Annotated in this window: 17 protein-coding genes and 1 pseudogene; 8 read left to right on the top strand and 10 right to left on the bottom strand. The window is 56.6% G+C overall.

Annotation, left to right across the window (positions count from 1 at the left end; genetic code table 11):
* Positions 1 to 126: 126 nt before the first annotated feature.
* From msrB to G9Q73_RS00485, 4 genes are all read right to left on the bottom strand, one after another.
* Positions 127 to 717 (bottom strand): peptide-methionine (R)-S-oxide reductase MsrB, encoded by a 591-nt coding sequence (msrB, locus tag G9Q73_RS00470; RefSeq protein ID WP_177417996.1) that lies wholly within the window; start codon positions 715 to 717, stop codon positions 127 to 129.
* A gap of 169 nt (positions 718 to 886) precedes the next feature.
* Positions 887 to 2,362, bottom strand: a complete 1,476-nt coding sequence (locus G9Q73_RS00475; RefSeq protein ID WP_177417997.1) for a sensor histidine kinase — start codon at positions 2,360 to 2,362, stop codon at positions 887 to 889.
* A gap of 6 nt (positions 2,363 to 2,368) precedes the next feature.
* Positions 2,369 to 3,082, bottom strand: a complete 714-nt coding sequence (locus G9Q73_RS00480; protein WP_177417998.1) for a winged helix-turn-helix domain-containing protein — start codon at positions 3,080 to 3,082, stop codon at positions 2,369 to 2,371.
* A gap of 213 nt (positions 3,083 to 3,295) precedes the next feature.
* The gene (locus G9Q73_RS00485; protein ID WP_177417999.1) at positions 3,296 to 3,553 is read right to left on the bottom strand and encodes a hypothetical protein; all 258 of its coding nucleotides are present in this window, start codon (positions 3,551 to 3,553) and stop codon (positions 3,296 to 3,298) included.
* Between the two features lie 171 nt (positions 3,554 to 3,724).
* Between G9Q73_RS00485 and G9Q73_RS00490 the strand changes: the two genes are divergently transcribed.
* Entirely contained in the window at positions 3,725 to 5,692 is a 1,968-nt protein-coding gene (locus tag G9Q73_RS00490) for a hydantoinase/oxoprolinase family protein (protein ID WP_177418000.1), read from the top strand.
* 107 nt (positions 5,693 to 5,799) lie between these two features.
* Here the strand turns inward: G9Q73_RS00490 and G9Q73_RS00495 are convergent, their stop codons facing one another.
* The 3 genes from G9Q73_RS00495 to rpmB form a co-directional block, all read right to left on the bottom strand.
* Positions 5,800 to 7,017 (bottom strand): EAL and HDOD domain-containing protein, encoded by a 1,218-nt coding sequence (locus G9Q73_RS00495; protein WP_177418001.1) that lies wholly within the window; start codon positions 7,015 to 7,017, stop codon positions 5,800 to 5,802.
* A gap of 168 nt (positions 7,018 to 7,185) precedes the next feature.
* Entirely contained in the window at positions 7,186 to 7,341 is a 156-nt protein-coding gene (rpmG, locus tag G9Q73_RS00500) for a 50S ribosomal protein L33 (protein ID WP_177418002.1), read from the bottom strand.
* 14 nt (positions 7,342 to 7,355) lie between these two features.
* Entirely contained in the window at positions 7,356 to 7,592 is a 237-nt protein-coding gene (rpmB, locus tag G9Q73_RS00505; RefSeq protein WP_177418003.1) for a 50S ribosomal protein L28, read from the bottom strand.
* Between the two features lie 248 nt (positions 7,593 to 7,840).
* Between rpmB and G9Q73_RS00510 the strand changes: the two genes are divergently transcribed.
* Both G9Q73_RS00510 and G9Q73_RS00515 read left to right on the top strand, forming a co-directional pair.
* Positions 7,841 to 8,122 carry a type II toxin-antitoxin system TacA family antitoxin gene (locus tag G9Q73_RS00510; RefSeq protein ID WP_246344887.1) on the top strand — a complete coding sequence of 94 codons (282 nt, stop codon included), beginning with the start codon at positions 7,841 to 7,843 and terminating at the stop codon, positions 8,120 to 8,122.
* A complete protein-coding gene (locus tag G9Q73_RS00515) occupies positions 8,123 to 8,647 on the top strand; it encodes a GNAT family N-acetyltransferase (RefSeq protein ID WP_177418004.1) in 525 nt (174 codons plus the stop codon).
* A 166-nt stretch (positions 8,648 to 8,813) separates the two neighbouring features.
* Here G9Q73_RS00515 and radC read toward each other — a convergent pair whose 3' ends face one another.
* Entirely contained in the window at positions 8,814 to 9,488 is a 675-nt protein-coding gene (radC, locus tag G9Q73_RS00520) for a RadC family protein (protein ID WP_177418005.1), read from the bottom strand.
* A gap of 194 nt (positions 9,489 to 9,682) precedes the next feature.
* Here radC and coaBC point away from each other — a divergent pair, with 194 nt between their 5' ends.
* Genes coaBC through slmA form a run of 4 tightly spaced genes read left to right on the top strand, consistent with a single transcriptional unit; the run spans position 9,683 to position 14,991 of the window.
* Positions 9,683 to 10,894: a bifunctional phosphopantothenoylcysteine decarboxylase/phosphopantothenate--cysteine ligase CoaBC gene (gene coaBC, locus G9Q73_RS00525; RefSeq protein ID WP_177418006.1), complete on the top strand. Its 1,212-nt coding sequence runs from the start codon at positions 9,683 to 9,685 to the stop codon at positions 10,892 to 10,894.
* A gap of 13 nt (positions 10,895 to 10,907) precedes the next feature.
* On the top strand, positions 10,908 to 13,457 hold the full coding sequence (locus G9Q73_RS00530) for a phosphomannomutase/phosphoglucomutase (RefSeq protein WP_177418007.1): 2,550 nt from the start codon (positions 10,908 to 10,910) through the stop codon (positions 13,455 to 13,457).
* 47 nt (positions 13,458 to 13,504) lie between these two features.
* On the top strand, positions 13,505 to 14,401 hold the full coding sequence (argB, locus tag G9Q73_RS00535; protein WP_177418008.1) for an acetylglutamate kinase: 897 nt from the start codon (positions 13,505 to 13,507) through the stop codon (positions 14,399 to 14,401).
* On the top strand, positions 14,401 to 14,991 hold the full coding sequence (slmA, locus tag G9Q73_RS00540) for a nucleoid occlusion factor SlmA (RefSeq protein WP_177418009.1): 591 nt from the start codon (positions 14,401 to 14,403) through the stop codon (positions 14,989 to 14,991). Before argB ends, slmA begins: the two co-directional genes overlap by 1 nt.
* Before the next feature lie 19 nt (positions 14,992 to 15,010).
* Here slmA and G9Q73_RS00545 read toward each other — a convergent pair whose 3' ends face one another.
* On the bottom strand, positions 15,011 to 16,006 hold the full coding sequence (locus tag G9Q73_RS00545) for a DUF4124 domain-containing protein (RefSeq protein WP_177418010.1): 996 nt from the start codon (positions 16,004 to 16,006) through the stop codon (positions 15,011 to 15,013).
* A 213-nt stretch (positions 16,007 to 16,219) separates the two neighbouring features.
* On the opposite strand from G9Q73_RS00545, the gene G9Q73_RS00550 reads away from it, so the two are divergent.
* The gene (locus tag G9Q73_RS00550; protein ID WP_177418011.1) at positions 16,220 to 16,966 is read left to right on the top strand and encodes a sulfite exporter TauE/SafE family protein; all 747 of its coding nucleotides are present in this window, start codon (positions 16,220 to 16,222) and stop codon (positions 16,964 to 16,966) included.
* A 120-nt stretch (positions 16,967 to 17,086) separates the two neighbouring features.
* Here the strand turns inward: G9Q73_RS00550 and pyrE are convergent.
* Positions 17,087 to 17,661 (bottom strand): annotated as a pseudogene (gene pyrE, locus G9Q73_RS00555) (orotate phosphoribosyltransferase); the annotation flags it as partial.

Raw genomic sequence — 17,661 nt, forward strand, 5'->3', positions numbered from 1 at the left:
AATTCGGTCGATGCACCGGCTTGGAACTATTTGTCAGATCAAAGCGCAGGCCCGATCAAGCGCAGCGGATCGGGCGGGTTGCCGGTTCCGCTGCGCCTGAACCGGCCAACTTCTTTCAGAAGACTGTTATTCGATCCTCTCAGCAAAGAGCTCCAGATATTCGCCGTAACCTTCCGCCGCCAGTTTTGCTGTGGGGACAAAGCGTAGCGAGGCGGAGTTGATGCAGTAGCGCTGACCGTTGGGTCCAGGGCCGTCGTCGAAGACATGTCCAAGGTGGGAGTCGCCGTGCTTGGAGCGGACTTCAGTGCGGCTCATGCCCCAGGCCCAGTCTTCTTTCTCTGTCACATTGTTGCCTTTGATAGGCGCGCTGAAACTCGGCCAGCCGGTGCCGGAGTCAAACTTGGTGCGCGAACTGAACAGTGGTTCACCGGAGACGATGTCGACGTAAAGGCCGTCTTCGTGGTTGTCCCAATAGGCGTTTCTGAAGGGACTCTCGGTGCCGTTCTTCTGGGTCACCTTGAACTGTTCCGGGGTGAGGCGCTGTTTGATCTGCTCGTCGCTGGGGCGGCTCCATTGGCTGGGCGCGGCAGCATGCTCGATCAGCTGTTTCATCGATTCGCTCTCCGTAGTCTGGTTTGCGGCCTGCGCCATCCAGCCAAGTATCGCTCCACTGATACCCAGGGTGACGGCCATTTTAAGGGTGCGGATAATCTTCATAGTCTCTCTCCGTGTTCTGGAATATAGCTGATGTGACAGCCTTTCTGCAGTGGGTTGATGCGGATAACTGCATGGCGGTTTATGTGGAAATAGATCATGAGAAAAGTATGGATCTGCCGCATTACAGACGTTTCACGGGGATATCACGAATTCATAACATCGGAATGAATCAGCGGATTTCAGTTCGCGGCAGCCAGAGGGCGAAGTGACTGCCTTTGCCGAGACGGCTCTTGACGGTGATCTCACCTCCCTGCAACTCCGCGATGCGGCGGGCGATGGCCAGTCCCAATCCGGCATGACCACTTGAGCCGGCATTTTTCCGTGACTGAAAGAAGGGCTCGAACAGGTGGGGCAGATCCTCTTCGCTGATACCGCTGCCGCTATCGGATACCACGGCGGAGACCTTGGTCTCTTCGATACCCAGGGCGAGTGTGATACTGCCGTCGGCAGGGGTGTGGCGAAAGGCGTTTTCGATGAGATTCTCCAGCCCGCGCTCGGTAAGTGCAATATCGGCAAAGACGAAGGGTGAGGTTTCCGGCGGATCCATGGAGAGCAGGATCTCCTGCTGTTCGGCCCGCAGCCGGTATTTTTGCACCACATCCTGTAACAGCTCCGCCAGAGGGAAATGCTCACTTTTCGGCAGGGTCTCCCGGGCATCCAGGCTGGCCAGTTCGAAGAGTTCTTCCACCTGGGCCGAGAGACGTCGGCTTTGCCGCAGGGCGATGGCGATGTATTCGTCACGCGCCGTCGGGTCGAGTGAGTCAGCCTTGAGGGTCAGGGACTCGAGATAACCCTGTATCGAGGAGAGCGGGGTGCGCAGGTCGTGGGAGACCTGGGCCACCAGATGGCGGCGTAGATGATCCTTCTCCTTCAGCTGGTCGATCTGCGCCTGAATCTGTAACGCCATACGATCGAAGGTTTCACCCAGCCGGTCAACCTCGTCAGCCGCTCCACCCGGTGCTTCGGTATAGGGCTGATAGTGACTGAAGTTGTCTCTCCTGAATCTGTCCATCAGGTTGGAGAGGCGATGCAGTCTGCGGGTCAACAGACGGAAAACCGCCAATCCCGCCAGCAGGCCGATCACGAGACTGGCGGCCATGGCCCAGCCGCTGAGGCGCAGAAAGTAACTTTCGCGCACCAGATCATCCACTGAATCGAACTCTTCGCCCCGCAGTACCACATAGAGGTAGCCCTCAGGCCGCTCGGCGGAGGGCACGGGCGTGACCGAGAAAGCCTTGCGCCGATCGTGACTGCGCGGGTCGTCGCCGAGCAGGGGGAATCCCCCTCTGCCGTGCAGAAAATTCTCGATGGGTTCCAGTGAGACCCGCTTGCGTTTCACCTTTCCCGGATCCGCCGAGTAGGAGAGGATGCGGCCTTCCGGGTCGAGCAGGTAGATCTCGATACTGGGATTGATCACCATATATTGCTGAAAGGTTTTTTGCAGAGCGCTGTTGTTGAGGCGCCCCTCTTCCACCAGATTGCGATCGGCCACCAGATTACGCGCCAGATCGCGATTGAACTGCTGGGTCACCTCCTGCACATAGTGGCGGGTGGCGGTGGTGCTGATCAGGGCGTAGAGCAGGCCGATGGCGGCGAGCAGCAACACCAGGCCGGTGGCGAGTTTGGCGTAGAGGGTTTTTAACATATCCCTTCAGATTCCAGGGGTGTCGGCAAATTTATAACCCACGCCCCAGACCGTCAGTATGAAATAGGGATTGGCGGGGTCGGTCTCGATCTTGGTCCGCAGACGGTTGATGTGGGTGTTGACGGTGTGTTCGTAACCCTCATGGTTGTATCCCCAGACTGAGTCGAGCAGTTGCACCCGGCTGAAGACCCGTCCCGGATGGCGGGCGAAATGGAGCAGCAGGTCGAACTCCCTGGCGGTCAGTTCCACCTCTCTGTCTGCGATTCTCACTTGATGTTTCGCCGGGTCGATGGTGAGTTTTTCGTGGTGGATAACCTTATCTGTAGCGGATTGTTTTGTGCTGTTGCCAAGTGCATCCACGCGACGGAACAGGGCTTTGATGCGGGCCAGAAGTTCCGGGATGCTGAAAGGCTTGGTCAGATAGTCGTCCGCACCCACCTCCAGTCCCACCACCCGGTCGAGTTCCGAGCTTTTGGCGGTCAGCATCAGGATCGGCACATAGTCTGTTTCGCGGCGCAGCTCGCGGCAGATCGACATGCCGTCCATCCCCGGCAGCATCAGATCCAGCACAAGCAGTTCGTAGCCGCCCTTTTGGAAGTGGCGCAGACCCTCCGCCCCGTCATTGATGATGTCGGCTTCGCAGTCGATATCCCGCAGGTGCAGCTGTACCAGCCGGGCGATATCGGGATCGTCTTCGATGATCAGGACTTTACGTGCCATGGAAAAGACTCTGTTTTAATCTTTTTGGGTTTACTCCCCGCAGCTTGCTGCGAAGTGTTCGTAGGAGCGGCGCCTCGCCGCGATTTGCCCATCTACGGAGTCATCGCGGCGCGGGCGCCGCTCCTACAATTTAAAACCCTATCCGCTTGTGGCCGGGTAGTTTATTGAACCGGTCTTATGGTCGCTTCGAAGTTGTCCGAATGAAAATCGGAATCACTTATCCATCGACTCCTGCATCATGCCATCGTTCATTTTTTTCATCGGTTCCATCGAGTGTTCCATCTTTCCGGGCATCCCATCGGACATCTTCATATCCTTCTGCATGGTGTCGTCGTCGGCCATCTTCATCATGCCGTCTTTCTTCATCGACATATCGTCATCCATCATGGGTGCGGCGCTGCTCGCTGTCATGATTGCGGCCAGTGCAACGAAAGTCAGGCCTTTAAGTGTACTGGAAAATTGGCTTTTCATCGGGGTCTCTCCTGTGGCGGTTGTTTTCATTGGAACAGTGCCGTTTTTTCGGTGCTGTTGGAGAGCTATTTAAGCAGTTGGGGTTCCGCTGCCAATCACGGAACTGTCACGATTCCATAAACTCGGTGTTCGCGCTATCTTGCGTCCTGGATTATCCAGGTTGGAGTTGTTTTGAAGATCATCGGCGTCGACACTGGCGGAACCTTCACCGATTTCGTGCTCTACGAGGATGGCGCGTTGCGCATCCACAAGGTGCTCTCCACCCCGGATGCTCCAGAGCGGGCGATATTGAGCGGAATTCGGCAGATGGGACTCGACCCCGCTGGGGTAAGGGTGATCCACGGCTCTACGGTGGCGACCAATGCGGTGCTGGAGGGAAAGGGTGTGCGTACCGTCTATATCGGCAACCGGGGTTTGGGGGATCTGTTGACCATCGGCCGGCAGGCGCGCCGCGAACTCTATAATCTGCAGCCCGCGCCAGAATTGCCCCCGGTGCCGTTTGAACTCTGTCTGGAGACCGGTGGCAGGCTGGCGGCGGATGGTTCGTCCTTGGAGCCTTTGACGGAACAGGATCTGCTGACGCTTACCCGACGACTGGAAATGCTGAAGCCGGAGGCAGTGGCCATCAATCTGCTCTACTCCTACCTGGACGACAGTGCAGAACGGGCGATCGAGGCGGTGGTGCCGGAGGGTTGCTTCGTCTCCCGTTCATCAGAAGTGTTGCCGGAGACTGGTGAGTATGAGCGGGGTATCGCCACTTGGCTCAACAGTTGGGTGGGGCCGCTGGTGACAGGTTATATCGAACGGCTCTGCCGGGGCCTGCAGGGGGCCAGGGTTTCGGTGATGCAGAGTTCGGGGGAGGCGATAGCGGCGGAGCAGGCCGCTTCTCAGGCGGTGCGTATGCTGCTTTCCGGGCCTGCCGGTGGTCTGGTGGGTGCGCGTTATGTGGCTGCAACAGCAGGTCGCCGACAGCTGCTGACCTTCGATATGGGTGGCACTTCATCCGATGTGGCGCTTATCGATGGTGCACCCCGTCTCACGAGTGAAGGATGCATCGGACCCTGGCCGGTGGCGGTTCCCATGGTGGAGATGCATACCATTGGCGCGGGCGGCGGCTCCATCGCGCGGCTCGACAGTGGCGGCATGCTGCAGGTGGGGCCTGAATCGGCCGGGGCCGCACCGGGACCGGCCTGTTACGGCCAGGGTGGTGTCGAGGCCACGGTTACGGATGCCAATCTGGTTTTGGGGCGTCTGCGTGCCGACGCCTTTCTCGGCGGGCGCATGCAGCTCGATCTCTCTGCCGCCCGCATGGCGGTTGGCCGGTTGGCCGAGATCATGGGGGGCACGGTGGAGGAGGCGGCCGCTGGCATCATCCGCATCGCCAATGAGCGCATGGCTCGTGCCTTGCGGGTGATCTCGGTGCAGCGCGGAGTGGATCCCAGGGGTTTTACCCTGGTCTCTTTCGGTGGTGCCGGGGGCCTGCATGTCTGTGCACTGGCGCAAGCGTTGGGCATGCGTTCGGCACTGGTGCCGGTACAGGCTGGAGTGTTATCGGCATTGGGGATGCTGATCGCTCCGCCGGGCCGCCAACTGGTGCGTACCTGGCTGGGGCTATTACATGAGCTCGATGATGCTGTGCTGCAAAAAGCGTTGCAGAGACTGGGTGAAACCGGGGTGCAGGCGTTGCTTCAGGAGGGATTGGAACGGTCGCAAATCGAACTGGAGTATTCACTGGATCTGCGCTACCTGGGGCAGTCCTACACCTTGAATGTGCCCTGGCACAGTTGTGCCAAAGCCGAGGTCGCGTTTCATGAACTGCACGAGTTGCGTTATGGACATCGGATGGGTGGAGTGGTGGAACTGGTTAATCTGCGGGCAGCTCTGCGGGGAGCGGAATCTCATATAAGACTGGAACAGTGCCGCACTTCGGGGTCCGGTGAGGCAAAGATCGAAGTGAACCTGTTCGGAGTGGGTCAAGCTGTGCCGCTTTATGAGCGGGGGGCGTTGTTTGCCGAACAGTCGATCGAAGGGCCGGCGCTGATTGTCGAGACTATCTCAACCACTTGGGTTGCGCCTGGGTGGTCTTGCTCTCTGGATGCGGTGGGAAATCTGCTTCTTGAAAGGGGTGTTTCTCCGTAGGATGTGGTGAGCTTGCGAACCGCATCGATTGCGGTTAAGGCCTGAATCGGGGATTACACGGCAGATGCGGTTTGCAAGCTCACCGGCATCCTGCATTTGTTTGATTATTAGCACGCCTGCAGCGCCTGCTGCTCGTCAAAGGCGTATTCGCTGGCGAGCAGATAGATATCGGTGATCTCCGCCACATTGAGGTCTTCGTAATCGGCGTTCTCCCAATCACCGACCTCATAACCTTTGCTGCATTGCAGCGCTTTGCCCGCAGGTCCTTGTTGATCGATCAGGGCATCCCGTATCTCATTGGAGAGTGCAAGCTCCCCGACGATCTCTGCAATCGGTCGGTCCACCAGTAGATCAAGAATCGAAAGTAACCCTACGCTGAAGGCGATCTCTGGTGCGCAGCCCCCGTTCTTGGTGACCAGCTGTTCACACATGTGGGCGCGCACCAGGGCTGTGGTGAAATACTCCTGTGGCTTCTTCTCCATTCGCGAGAGTGCCAGCAGACTGGCCCAGGCGCGAATACGCGCCAGTCCCATGAAGACAATCGCCTGACGAATCGATTCAACCTTGCGTGGCATGGCGATGGCAGCGGAGTTGATATAGCGCAGGATCTTGTAGCTGAGGCTGGCGTCCTGGGTGATCAGGTTGACCAGATCTTCGATCTCCACGTCCGGATCATTCAGGGCGGAGAGCAGGCGCAGCACCACCAGTTGGTTCTCCTGCAGGCGTTGGCCCTTGATCACCTTGGGGCGGGAGAAGTGGTAACCTTGAAAAAGGTCGAAGCCCAACGCCAGGCACTGCTGATACTCCTCCTCGGTTTCGATCTTCTCAGCCAGGAGTTTTACGTTGTGGCGGCGCAGGGTGGGGAGTCCCTGCTTAATCTGTTCCAGGGTGAGGGCAGGAAACTCCACCTTGATGATGTCAACCAGTGGCAGTAAAGGATCCCAGACAGGGTCGAAGATATAATCATCCAGTGCCAGAAGATATCCCTGTTTGGAAAGCTCAGTCACGGCTTCGGTCAATTGATCGTCCACGGGAATGTCTTCCAGCAGTTCCATCACGACCCGATCTTTGTCGAAAGGAATCTCCGGGTGGTTTAGAAAGAGGTTGCGGGTAAGATTGATGAACACGCGGTGGGAACCGGCGACCCGTTCGAGGCCGATCTCAATGAAGGTATTGATCAGGACTTCGGAAGAGGCGGAGTCCCCGTCAAACTGTTGCTGGACGTTGCTGTAGTTGTCGGTGCCCTGGCGAAACAGCAGTTCATAGGCGTAGACTTGCATCTTCCGGTCGAAGATGGCTTGTCGTCCTACGTAGATGTCCTTCATGATGCAGATTCCGTTGGGGTCAATGGCAATGGCGGGAAATCTCACCCGCAGCCTCACCCATATATAGCGTCCATTTTTCCCAAGTCTACAGGGTATCCCAAAAAAACATAGTGGCAAAAGAAAACCCGCCGTATAGGCGGGTTTTCGGTGTCCCAGGATGTAGATGCCTTATTTGATCTTGGCCTCTTTGTACATCACATGTTTGCGGGCCTTGGGATCGAATTTTTTGATTTCCATCTTGCCCGACTTGTTTCGCTTGTTCTTGGTGGTGGTATAGAAGTGGCCGGTGCCGGCGCTGGAAACCAGTCTGATCTTTTCACGCATGATTCAGTTCTCCCTTAGACCTTTTCGCCACGGGCGCGGATGTCAGACAGCACTGCATCTATGCCCTTCTTGTCGATGATGCGCATACCTTTCGTAGTGAGCCGCAGGCGCACCCAGCGGCTCTCACTCTCCACCCAAAAACGATGGTAGTGCAGATTGGGCAGGAAGCGTCGTCTGGTCTTGTTGTGCGCGTGGGAAACGTTGTTTCCTGAGACCGGGCGCTTGCCGGTTACCTGACAGACTTTTGACATTGTCAAAACCTCTAAATTTGTTAACCCTGGGGCGAAAAGCGCGTAATTATGGCAGAGAGGGGAGAGAGGTGCAAGGCGAAAGGCGAAAGGCGAAAGGCGAAAGGCGAAAGGCGAAAGGCGAAAGGCGAAAGGCGAAAGGCGAAAGGTGAAAGGCGAAACCTGAAACTAGGTGAAGTTGACGGCATTGCCAATATGACCAATAATCAATGTACGGCAATTAGCCGTATGAATTATTGTGTGGGGAAGACATGGTGCATCCAGTACAACGTGAACGCATCGAGATGCGTGTCGATACGGAGATCAAACAGTTGGCGGAAAGAGCTTCTGCGGCCCTCGGTTGCGCATCGCTGACCGAATTCATTACGACATTGATTCGCGATAATGCACCGAGGATTTTACAACAGGAATCCTCGATCCAGCTCACGAATGCGCAGTTCGATAATTTCATTGCGATCTGCAACGATGCCGAGCGCAAGCCCAGTGCCCGCATTATGGAAGCTGCCAAGCGGCTGGATGCCGAGGGATTTTAGTTGGCGTTTTTGCAAGAGTTTGTTTTAGTCGATCAATCACAACATGGCATAAAGGCCTTTGACTGCGGCAAGCCAGACATGGATAGATTTCTGGCGCGTTTTGCAGTTAAGAATATGCGGCTGGGCCTCAGTCGTACTTGGGTCTTGCCGGTTGTCTCTGAAAGACAGCAAGCCCAAAAAGAGCGAATTGCAGCCTATTATTCCCTTGCCGCCTCCACAGTGGTGCGGGAAGAAATACCCACCGATATAAATCTACCGGGCTATCCCGTTCCGGTGGTGCTTCTTGCGAGACTCGCTGTTGATGATCGATTCCAAAGGCGGCGGCTTGGAGAAAAAACCTTGATTACTGCACTTCGGAAATCCGTAGAGTTGACCAATGCAGGGCTGCCTGCACTCGGCGTGATACTGGATGTTCTGGATGAGGATGCACTTGGGTTCTATCAGCGCTATGAGATGTTTGAGCCGTTTACCGATGATCCTATGCGGCTGTTTGTGCCGATGCACACATTAAGGCAAATCATGTAAAGGATGTAGGCACGATCAAGCGTAGCGGATCGGGCAATAAACCTCATAGGGTTGCCGGTTCCGCTGCGCTTGAACCGGCCTACATTTCATAAAACGTAAAAGGCGAAGTTCAGTCTGGTCAATCCTATAACCTTTAGCCTTTGACCTTTGACCTTTGACCTTAAATTTACATCATCCCCCGCTCCGCCAACGATACCGGTTCACCATCGCCGATGACAAAATGGTCCAACACGCGGATATCCACAAGTGTCAGGGCTTCCCGGATGCGCTGGGTGATCTGCTGGTCGGCCTGGCTTGGTTCAGCGACGCCCGAGGGGTGGTTGTGGGCAAGGATGAGGGCGGCGGCATTGAGTTCGAGGGCGCGTCGAACCACCTCTCGAGGGGGGACGCTGGCGCCGTCGATGGTGCCCCGGAACAGCTCTTCGTACTCAATTACCCGATGACGATTATCGAGAAACAGGCAGGCAAAGACCTCGTAGGGATAGTGCCTCAGGCGCGACTGCAGATAGCGTCGGGATGCGGCGGGATTGGTGAGTGGTTCGCCCCGCTCCAGATCCTCCTGCAGGTAGCGGCGTCCCATCTCCAGGACGGCCTGAAGCTGCGCATATTTGGCGTTTCCCAGTCCCTTGCTTTGACAGAATTTCTTCTGCCCTGAGGCCAGCAGATGTCTGAGTCCCCCATACTCCCGCAGCAGGTCTCTGGCGAGATCCACAGCGGTTTTTCCAGCGACGCCGGTACGCAGGAAGATTGCCAGTAGTTCGGCGTCGGACAGGGCGGTGGCGCCCTTTTGCAGCAGTTTTTCCCTTGGCCGTTCGGCGATGGGCCAGTCGGTGATTGGCATAAGACCTCCATGTCTTGGATAGGCTTCTATAATTTCGCCCTAAGGTTAGCGGAAAAACGTGTTCTGAGTCACGAAATTCCTATCTTTTCCGCTGCCGGGGTTAGTGCTTACTCATGCCCTGGATACTGCGGCTTTGCTGTAACAGTCCCATGGGGTACTCTTGCCAATCGGGAATCTGTGGTCATTTTAAATCGATGTCTGTGTTACAGGGAAAAAAGGTTGTTCTCGGTGTTACCGGTGGCATTGCTGCTTACAAGAGCGCGGTGTTGCTCCGTGCGCTGATGCAGGCAGGAGCTATAGTAAGGGTGGTGATGACACCCGCAGCCCAGGCGTTTGTCACGCCCCTGACATTCCAGGCGCTCTCCAAACAGCGTGTCTATACGGAACTGTTCGACACAGATCAGGAAGCGGCGATGAACCATATCGATCTGGCGCGCTGGGCTGATCTGGTTTTGGTTGCTCCGGCCAGTGCCGATTTCATGGCGCGGCTGGCGGCCGGTATGGCGAATGATCTGCTATCCACGCTCTCTCTTGCGACCACCGCTACCATTGCATTGGCGCCGGCGATGAATCAGCAGATGTGGCTGAATCCCGCCACCCAGGAGAATGTCCGCTTGTTACGGCAGCGTGGGCTTCTGTTATGGGGACCCAGTGAGGGCGAGCAGGCGTGTGGTGAGACCGGCCCAGGCAGGATGCTGGAACCCGATCTCCTGTTGGCGCAGGCGGAATCACTTTTTGCTTCTGGGTCGCTGCAGGGGAAACGCGTATTGATAACTGCAGGTCCGACCCGGGAGTTCATCGATCCGGTGCGTTATGTCGGTAATCGCAGTTCCGGCAAGATGGGCTATGCGCTGGCGGCATCTCTGATGCGGTTGGGGGCTGAGGTTACGCTCATCAGCGGGCCGGTGGCGCTTACCACGCCTGACCGTGTTTTACGGGTGGATGTGGAGACCGCGCTGCAAATGAAAGAGGCGGTGATGGCGCGGGCCAGTGCCTGTGACATCTTTGTTGGCGTGGCGGCGGTGGCAGACTATCGTCCCACTGAGATGGCTGCCAAGAAGATAAAAAAGAGTAGTGAAACGTTGCAGCTGAATCTGCGGAAAAATCCGGATATTCTCGCTCTGGTGGCGGCGCTGGATGAAGCGCCCTATACCGTGGGGTTCGCTGCCGAAACGGATGATGTGGAGGCCTTTGCAGATGCCAAACGACGCGCCAAGAAGGTGGACCTTATTGCGGCGAATCGGGTAGGTGGAAGCAGGGGAGGGTTCGAAGGGGATGAGAATGCGCTGCTTTTGCTGTGGGAAGGCGGCAGGGAAGCAATCCCGATGATGGCGAAACCGGCGGTGGCGGAGCGGCTCGCAGAGCGTATCGCCGAGCAGTATCATAGTCAGTCTAACCTGGGATGATTGACGTACAGTCATGAAGAGACAGAAGAAACAGAGCGAACAGACGTACAGGAGTGGAGAACAGGCGGGCCACGGTATCCGCTGGTACTGGCTGATGGCCATAGTAGGGGTGATGGTGTTGATCAGCCTGGCCTGGGCGATGGTCTATGTTCAGTTTCACGACAGGGATGAGTCGCTGGCGGCACGTCAGGTTGAAACCGCTGCGCAGGCGCTGGCAGGCCGGCTCTCTGAGCAAAACATCTTCCGTCTTCAGCTATTGGAGGGCATAGCCGGAGATCCCAATACCACAGCGCTGTTTCGTCTGAATGACCGCATGGCCTTGCGGGAACGGGAAGATCATCTGACTCAGATAGTGCCCGGCGTTTTGCGTGTCAGGTTACTGCCCGCCGGACAACGTGAACCGGATAGCAGTGTGATGCCGCACCTTGGTTATGCCTCCCTGGAACTGATGCGTCAGGCCGAGAAACAATTGCAGACCCCCCCCGCAGAGGTCCATCAGTTTGGTAGTGCCCAGCAGTATGTTGCGATGGTGGTGGCTGTGCGTTCTCCTGAAGATGAGTCCGCATTGGGCGTCATTCATGCAGCCTTCCCGGCTGGCGGTCTGCAGGATTCGGTAGACAGTGTGAAGGAATATGCCGGGCGGGTCGAAGTACGCCAGGTTGTGGATCGGGCCAGCGCACTGGTGTTGGCAATGGCCGGCAGTGTCTCGCCTGATCAGCAACAGCCTGATGGTACGCTGCCGGTGTCGGGCAGTATCTGGGAGGTGGCCTACTGGAAAGCGTCAGCCGGCAAAGAGGGATTCTCCAATGACCTGATGTTGCTGCTGCCAGGGCTGGTGGCGATTGTCTTGAGTGCTGCGCTGCTCTTCCTGCTTGCGGAAGGCATGCGCAGGGCATTGAAAAAGGATCAGTACAGCATTCTGGAACTCATGGAAAGCATGATGAGGGGCAAATCGCCCACACGACACATGGCCCGTCTTCTGGATATGCAGGCCACGCTTGAAATTTTGGAACATCAGGCGCGTGAGGTCAGAACACGCCGCATCGAACGTCGCGCCAAACGCAAGCGTGATGCCGGATCAGCCCATGGCATTACTGTGGATGAAGATCTGTTTTCAACTTCTGATATGGCTGAGGATTCGCGCAGTTTACCTCCAGTTCGTACCACGGCTCTATCGTCTGCCCCGGTTACGGCTGTCCCCGCGTCAATCTTCAGAGCCTATGATATCCGTGGCCTGGTGGACGACACTCTGAATGAAGAGGGCGTTGAGGCAATCGGTCGCGCTGTCGGTAGTGAAATCTACGAGCAGGGTTTTCAGACCGTGGTCGTGGCGCGTGATGGCAGGCATTCCAGTGAACGATTGGCGGAGGCGCTGGTACGGGGATTGCGGGGAAGTGGTCGCGATGTGATCGATGTGGGACTGGTGCCCACCCCTCTGCTCTACTTCGCTGCGCATGAGTTTACTGCAGGTTGTGGCGTGGTTGTGACCGGCAGTCACAATCCTGCGGAATACAACGGTATCAAGGTCGTGATCGGTGGTGAGAGTCTCTCCTCTGAGGGGGTTCAATCGATCTACCGGCGTATTCAGCAGGGCAATCTACTGCAGGGCGACGGGGATTTTGAAACTCGGGAAATTATTTCGGAATATACCGACCGGGTGGTCAATGATGTGAGTCTGGCTCGGGGAATGAAAGTGGTGGTCGACTGCGGCAACGGCGCTTCCTCAGTGCTGGCGACCAATCTTTTTCAACTGTTGGGATGCGAAGTGGAGGAACTGTTCTGTGAAGTGGACGGGGACTTCCCCAACCATCATCCGGATCCCAGCCGTCCTGAAAACATGCAGGCGTTGGCAAAACAGGTTGTGGAGAGCAAGGCTGATGTCGGCTTCGCCTTCGACGGTGATGGGGACCGGCTCGGCGTGGTGGATTCTTCAGGCAAAATTATCTGGCCGGATCGGGTGCTTATGTATCTGGCCATGGACGTTCTCTCCCGAGAGCCCGGCGGCGATATTGTCTATGACGTGAAGTGCAGCCGTCATCTTGCCAATGTGGTGCTTGCCAACGGCGGACGACCGTTGATGTGGAAGAGCGGTCACTCCATGCTCAAGGCGAAGATGCAGGAGACGGGTGCACTGCTGGCGGGCGAGTTCAGCGGGCACATCATGTTTGCAGAGCGCTGGTATGGCTTTGATGATGGTCTCTATGCGGCGGCAAGGCTGCTGGAGATATTGACCCTCGACCCCCGCAGCAGCGCAGAGATTTTTGCCGAACTGCCGGAGAGTGTCTCTACTCCGGAATACAGCGTGACCCTGAAAGAGGATGAGTGTGACGTCATCATGGCGGCACTGGACAAGCAGCCGGACCTTCCTGGCGCACGGCTGCTCAGAATTGACGGTCTGCGGGCTGAGTTCGAGCAAGGTTGGGGGCTGGTGCGTGCATCCAACACCACCCCGTCTCTGATATTTCGTTTTGAGGCGGAGGACGAGGATGCGCTCAAGCTGGTAATGGATGTCTTTCGCAACCTTCTTGGCCAGGTACAGCCAGATCTAAAACTGCCGTTTTAACCCCGATTCGGCAACAGCTTTTTTCTTACTCACACAGTTGATTCATCATGACTCTACAAGCTGAACAGGCGCGCAATGTTGCGCATGTACTGACCGCTGCCTTGCCCTACATCCAACGATTTACCGGCAAGACCGTCGTCATCAAATATGGCGGCAATGCCATGGTGGACCAAGCGTTGAAGGACAGCTTTGCCCGCGACGTCGTGCTGATGAAGCTGGTGGGTATCAACCCGGTTGTGGTACACGGAGGTGGCCCCCAGATTGCGGACCTGCTGCGGCGGTTGGGCAAAGACTCCGAGTTTGTGCAGGGCATGCGGGTCACCGACAGCGAGACCATGGACGTGGTGGAGATGGTGCTCGGCGGACTGGTCAACAAGGATATTGTCAATCTGATCAACCGGGCAGGTGGCTCGGCGGTGGGGTTGACCGGCAAGGATGGTGACCTTATCCATGCCCGCAAGATGAGGATTACCGCCAACAGTCCGGATCTGGAGGCGAGCGAAATCATCGATATTGGCCATGTGGGTGAGGTGGAGAGTATTAATATCAGCATTGTGGATATGCTGGTGCATGGCAATTTCATTCCCGTCATCGCCCCTATAGGTGTGGGCAAAGATGGACGCTCCTATAACATCAATGCAGATCTGGTGGCAGGCAAGATGGCGGAGGTGTTGCAGGCGGAGAAGTTGATCCTGCTGACCAATATTACCGGTTTGCTCGACAAGGATGGTGGTCTGCTGACAGGGCTGAATGCAGAGCGGGTGGATGAACTGATCGCCGATGGCACAATCCACGGCGGTATGTTGCCCAAGATAGGCTGTGCCCTGGAAGCGGTGAAGGCCGGCGTAAACAGTGCTCATATCATCGACGGCCGGGTGGCGCATGCCGTCTTGCTGGAGCTCTTTACCGATGAAGGTGTGGGGACACTGATCCGGCGTCGCTGATGAGTAGCAGGATACCGCGCAAACAGCTGATTCTCGAGGCGCTGGCCCGCGAACTCGAACAGAACCCCGGTGGCCGCATTACCACTGCGGCGCTGGCGCGGGCCGCAGAAATATCCGAGGCGGCGCTCTATCGTCATTTTGCCAGTAAGGCGAAGATGTTTGAAGGGTTGATCGATTTTGCCGAGGAGAGCATCTTCGTGCGTATCAACAAGATACTGGAGGAGGAGAGCGATGCCAGATTGCGCTGCGGCAGGCTGCTCTACCTGGTATTGCTCTTTTCTGAACGCAATCCCGGCATTACCAGGGTACTGCTTGGCGATGCACTGGTTGGCGAAACTGAACGGTTGCAGACTCGGGTGGGGCAATTCTTTTCCCGACTCGAAACCCAACTGAAGCAGATCCTGCGGGAGGGTGACCTGCGGCAAGGCGGACTGCAGAGGGTCGATCCCAGTGTGTCGGCAAACCTCATGCTGGCGGCTGTTGAAGGCAGGATGCACCAATATAGCCGCAGCCGTTTCAAGACGGCGCCTCTAACCCAATGGGAAGCGCAATGGAGGGTGCTGGAAGCCGCGCTCTTTTATCTGCAGTGACACCTGCCGGCATCCTGCTTTAACGCTCTGCAACTGCCGCGTTAAACCCCTCCCTTATCTGGCGCACCGGCTTACTGGCGCAGAAGGCCGCGCCTTCAGGGGTGTCCTTGCACTGCAGATCCATAAATATGATCGTCTGCCGGGTTATGGCATCAGTGAGGCGTGACATAGTGATGCTGATATCCTGGGCTTTTACGGGCTGCCCTGTCATCAGAATGTTCTCTGCGAGCATTCGAACCGGGGTGGTGGCATGAGAGTGGAGGTATTGTGTGGCAGCTTGCCAGGATGTTTCGCACCGACTCTCCCCCTGGCAATGGTAAACGTTGCTCAGTTCCTCTTCGGACTGCGCTGTTTCCAGCTTATCGTCCGGTTTTCGGCTGAGTCGTTTTAACACTCTGAACCTTTCCAGATCACGGGCAAAAGCTATGCGGATCCTGTTTTTATCCCGTTCCCGATGTACGATGGATTGATATGATTCCTTCAACGATTGGCGCTTACGGTCGATCCGTTGAAGATATTCAGATGAAACCGATTCGCCGCTGAGTTCCAGGCTGGCTGCGTTGCGCTGCATCTCTTCGAGTTTGTTTTTGAGCTGTCTGATGTTGGAGTTGATCACCTGAAGGGAGAGGTCGACTGCCCTGAGTTGGCCGTCCCGAGCCATCAGAATGTCATCTTCGCTTCTGAAGGTACGCAGCAATACCCGGTCAGCCGCCTGCTGTTTATCGATCAGTGCCTGCTGCTCTTTCTGCAGTCGTTTCAGCGCCTCTTGCTGTTCGATCTCCTCCTGGGTTTTTGCGGCGTCCACTTTGTTGACAGTCAGACCCCGTTCATCCAGGTAGGTGTGCTCTCGTCTGACATCCTCCGGCGGCAGGTAGTCGGAGTAGTGGACCCGTCCGCTCTCATCAACCCATTTGTATAGTTTTCCTGCGTTAACGGGCAAAGAGACAAATGCCAGCGACAACAACGTCGCAAGCAGAAGCCTGGATGGTTTGATTAAATTGTTTATTGTTTCCATCAATAACCCGGTATCTTCTCGACCTTGAGTGACTGGGGCGGCGGCCGGTTGTTCCTGACCTTTATATCCTTGAAGAGGGATTATACTGCGACCTCAGTACTCTATTCCATGTGATAATTATAAGTTCAGTTAGCTTGTCAATGTTCACGACAAGGTGCGCTGAACCCGTAATTATCACATGGATAGAGCACTTGGTCTTAAGATAGATTGTCTGTGGAACAGTTCACCCTTTTTATTATCTCTTTGTTAGCTAACACATTTTCCGCCTTTTCCGGAGGAGGCGCCGGGTTGGTGCAGCTGCCGGCGCTGATTTTTTTAGGATTGCCGTTCGGAATTGCCCTCGCAACCCACAAGATTGCGTCGGTTGCCCTGGGCATTGGCGCAACCATACGGCATCTGCGGGAGGATGGACTGGAGCGGCAGTTCGTGATCTTTCTGCTGGCAGCGGGGCTGCCGGGGGTGGTGCTGGGCGCCAGTCTGATCCTTAGGGTGCCTGATCGGGCGGCGGAGATCGCATTGGGTGTCCTGACGCTTGGTTTGGGTCTCTACTCGATCAGCAAACGCTCACTGGGGCAATCGTACGTCCCAATACATCGAAATGTATCGGGGTTCGTGATTGGAGTGACGGGGCTTTTTCTTATTGGTGTACTTAACGGTTCATTGACCTCCGGCACCGGACTTTTTGTTACCCTCTGGCTGGTGCGCTGGTTCGGTCTCGATTACCGGCGGGCGGTGGCCCACACGCTGGTGCTGGTGGGCGTGTTCTGGAACGGTGCAGGGGCTGTCACCCTTGGGATGTTGGGGGATGTCAAATGGGAGTGGTTGCCGGTGCTGCTGGCCGGTTCCCTGCTGGGAGGCTACATCGGCGCCCACCTCTCCATCACCAAAGGGAACCGCTGGATCAAGCGGGGTTTCGAAATCGTCACCCTGCTGGTGGGCAGCAAGCTGATTATCGGCTAACTTACTAAAACGTAGGCACGATCAAGCGCAGCGGATCGGGCGCCCTTGAATTGACAGAACACGATGGGGTTGCCGGTTCCGCCACGCTTGAACCGGCCTACTTCAATTCGGCCCGGCAACTCAGACTCCATACTCGTTCCGGTAGGCGCGGATGCGCGACAGCGACTCTTCAGAGTCGGGTTTCCCCCCCAGATATTCAACGAGCTGTTCCAGGGCCACGATGGAGGCCACAGGTATGCCGTAGTCACTCTCGACCTCCTGAATGGCAGATCGCTCCCCCTTGCCACGCTCCTGGCGATCCAGGGCGATGACCACACCGGCGGGTGTGGCGCCGAGATCCTTGATGATCTCTACCGACTCCCTTACCGAAGTGCCGGCGGAGATGACGTCGTCGATAATCAGTACATACCGTTCCGGTTCATGGCCGACGATGATGCCGCCTTCGCCGTGGTCCTTGGCCTCCCTTGCGATTGAAGGCATAGGGCGCGTCGATCCATGATGGTCGTAAAGGGGCGGCGGTGACTGCAGCAGAGGAATCCCCTGTAGGCCGGTCCATAGAGCACGTCGAATCAACACCGGAATCGACGATTGCCTGGGCGTAGCGGCGGCCCAGACAGGCCAGGCTGGCCCCGGTGTTAAACAGTCCGGCATTGAAGAAATAGGGACTGATGCGACCTGACTTGGTGTGTGGCGTA

The sequence above is a fragment of the endosymbiont of Lamellibrachia barhami genome (assembly GCF_011947365.2).
Taxonomy (GTDB): Bacteria; Pseudomonadota; Gammaproteobacteria; order Chromatiales; family Chromatiaceae; genus QGON01.

Excerpts from the sequence above, each read along its gene's own strand:
- coaBC (WP_177418006.1), top strand. The coding sequence starts at position 9,683 with ATGTCTGTGTTACAGGGAAAAAAGGTTGTTCTCGGTGTTACCGGTGGC.
- G9Q73_RS00485 (WP_177417999.1), bottom strand. The coding sequence starts at position 3,553 with ATGAAAAGCCAATTTTCCAGTACACTTAAAGGCCTGACTTTCGTTGCA.
- msrB (WP_177417996.1), bottom strand. The coding sequence starts at position 717 with ATGAAGATTATCCGCACCCTTAAAATGGCCGTCACCCTGGGTATCAGT.
- G9Q73_RS00530 (WP_177418007.1), top strand. The coding sequence starts at position 10,908 with ATGAAGAGACAGAAGAAACAGAGCGAACAGACGTACAGGAGTGGAGAA.
- radC (WP_177418005.1), bottom strand. The coding sequence starts at position 9,488 with ATGCCAATCACCGACTGGCCCATCGCCGAACGGCCAAGGGAAAAACTG.
- rpmG (WP_177418002.1), bottom strand. The coding sequence starts at position 7,341 with ATGCGTGAAAAGATCAGACTGGTTTCCAGCGCCGGCACCGGCCACTTC.
- rpmB (WP_177418003.1), bottom strand. The coding sequence starts at position 7,592 with ATGTCAAAAGTCTGTCAGGTAACCGGCAAGCGCCCGGTCTCAGGAAAC.
- argB (WP_177418008.1), top strand. The coding sequence starts at position 13,505 with ATGACTCTACAAGCTGAACAGGCGCGCAATGTTGCGCATGTACTGACC.
- G9Q73_RS00495 (WP_177418001.1), bottom strand. The coding sequence starts at position 7,017 with ATGAAGGACATCTACGTAGGACGACAAGCCATCTTCGACCGGAAGATG.
- slmA (WP_177418009.1), top strand. The coding sequence starts at position 14,401 with ATGAGTAGCAGGATACCGCGCAAACAGCTGATTCTCGAGGCGCTGGCC.
- G9Q73_RS00545 (WP_177418010.1), bottom strand. The coding sequence starts at position 16,006 with ATGGAAACAATAAACAATTTAATCAAACCATCCAGGCTTCTGCTTGCG.
- G9Q73_RS00510 (WP_246344887.1), top strand. The coding sequence starts at position 7,841 with ATGGTGCATCCAGTACAACGTGAACGCATCGAGATGCGTGTCGATACG.
- G9Q73_RS00480 (WP_177417998.1), bottom strand. The coding sequence starts at position 3,082 with ATGGCACGTAAAGTCCTGATCATCGAAGACGATCCCGATATCGCCCGG.
- G9Q73_RS00475 (WP_177417997.1), bottom strand. The coding sequence starts at position 2,362 with ATGTTAAAAACCCTCTACGCCAAACTCGCCACCGGCCTGGTGTTGCTG.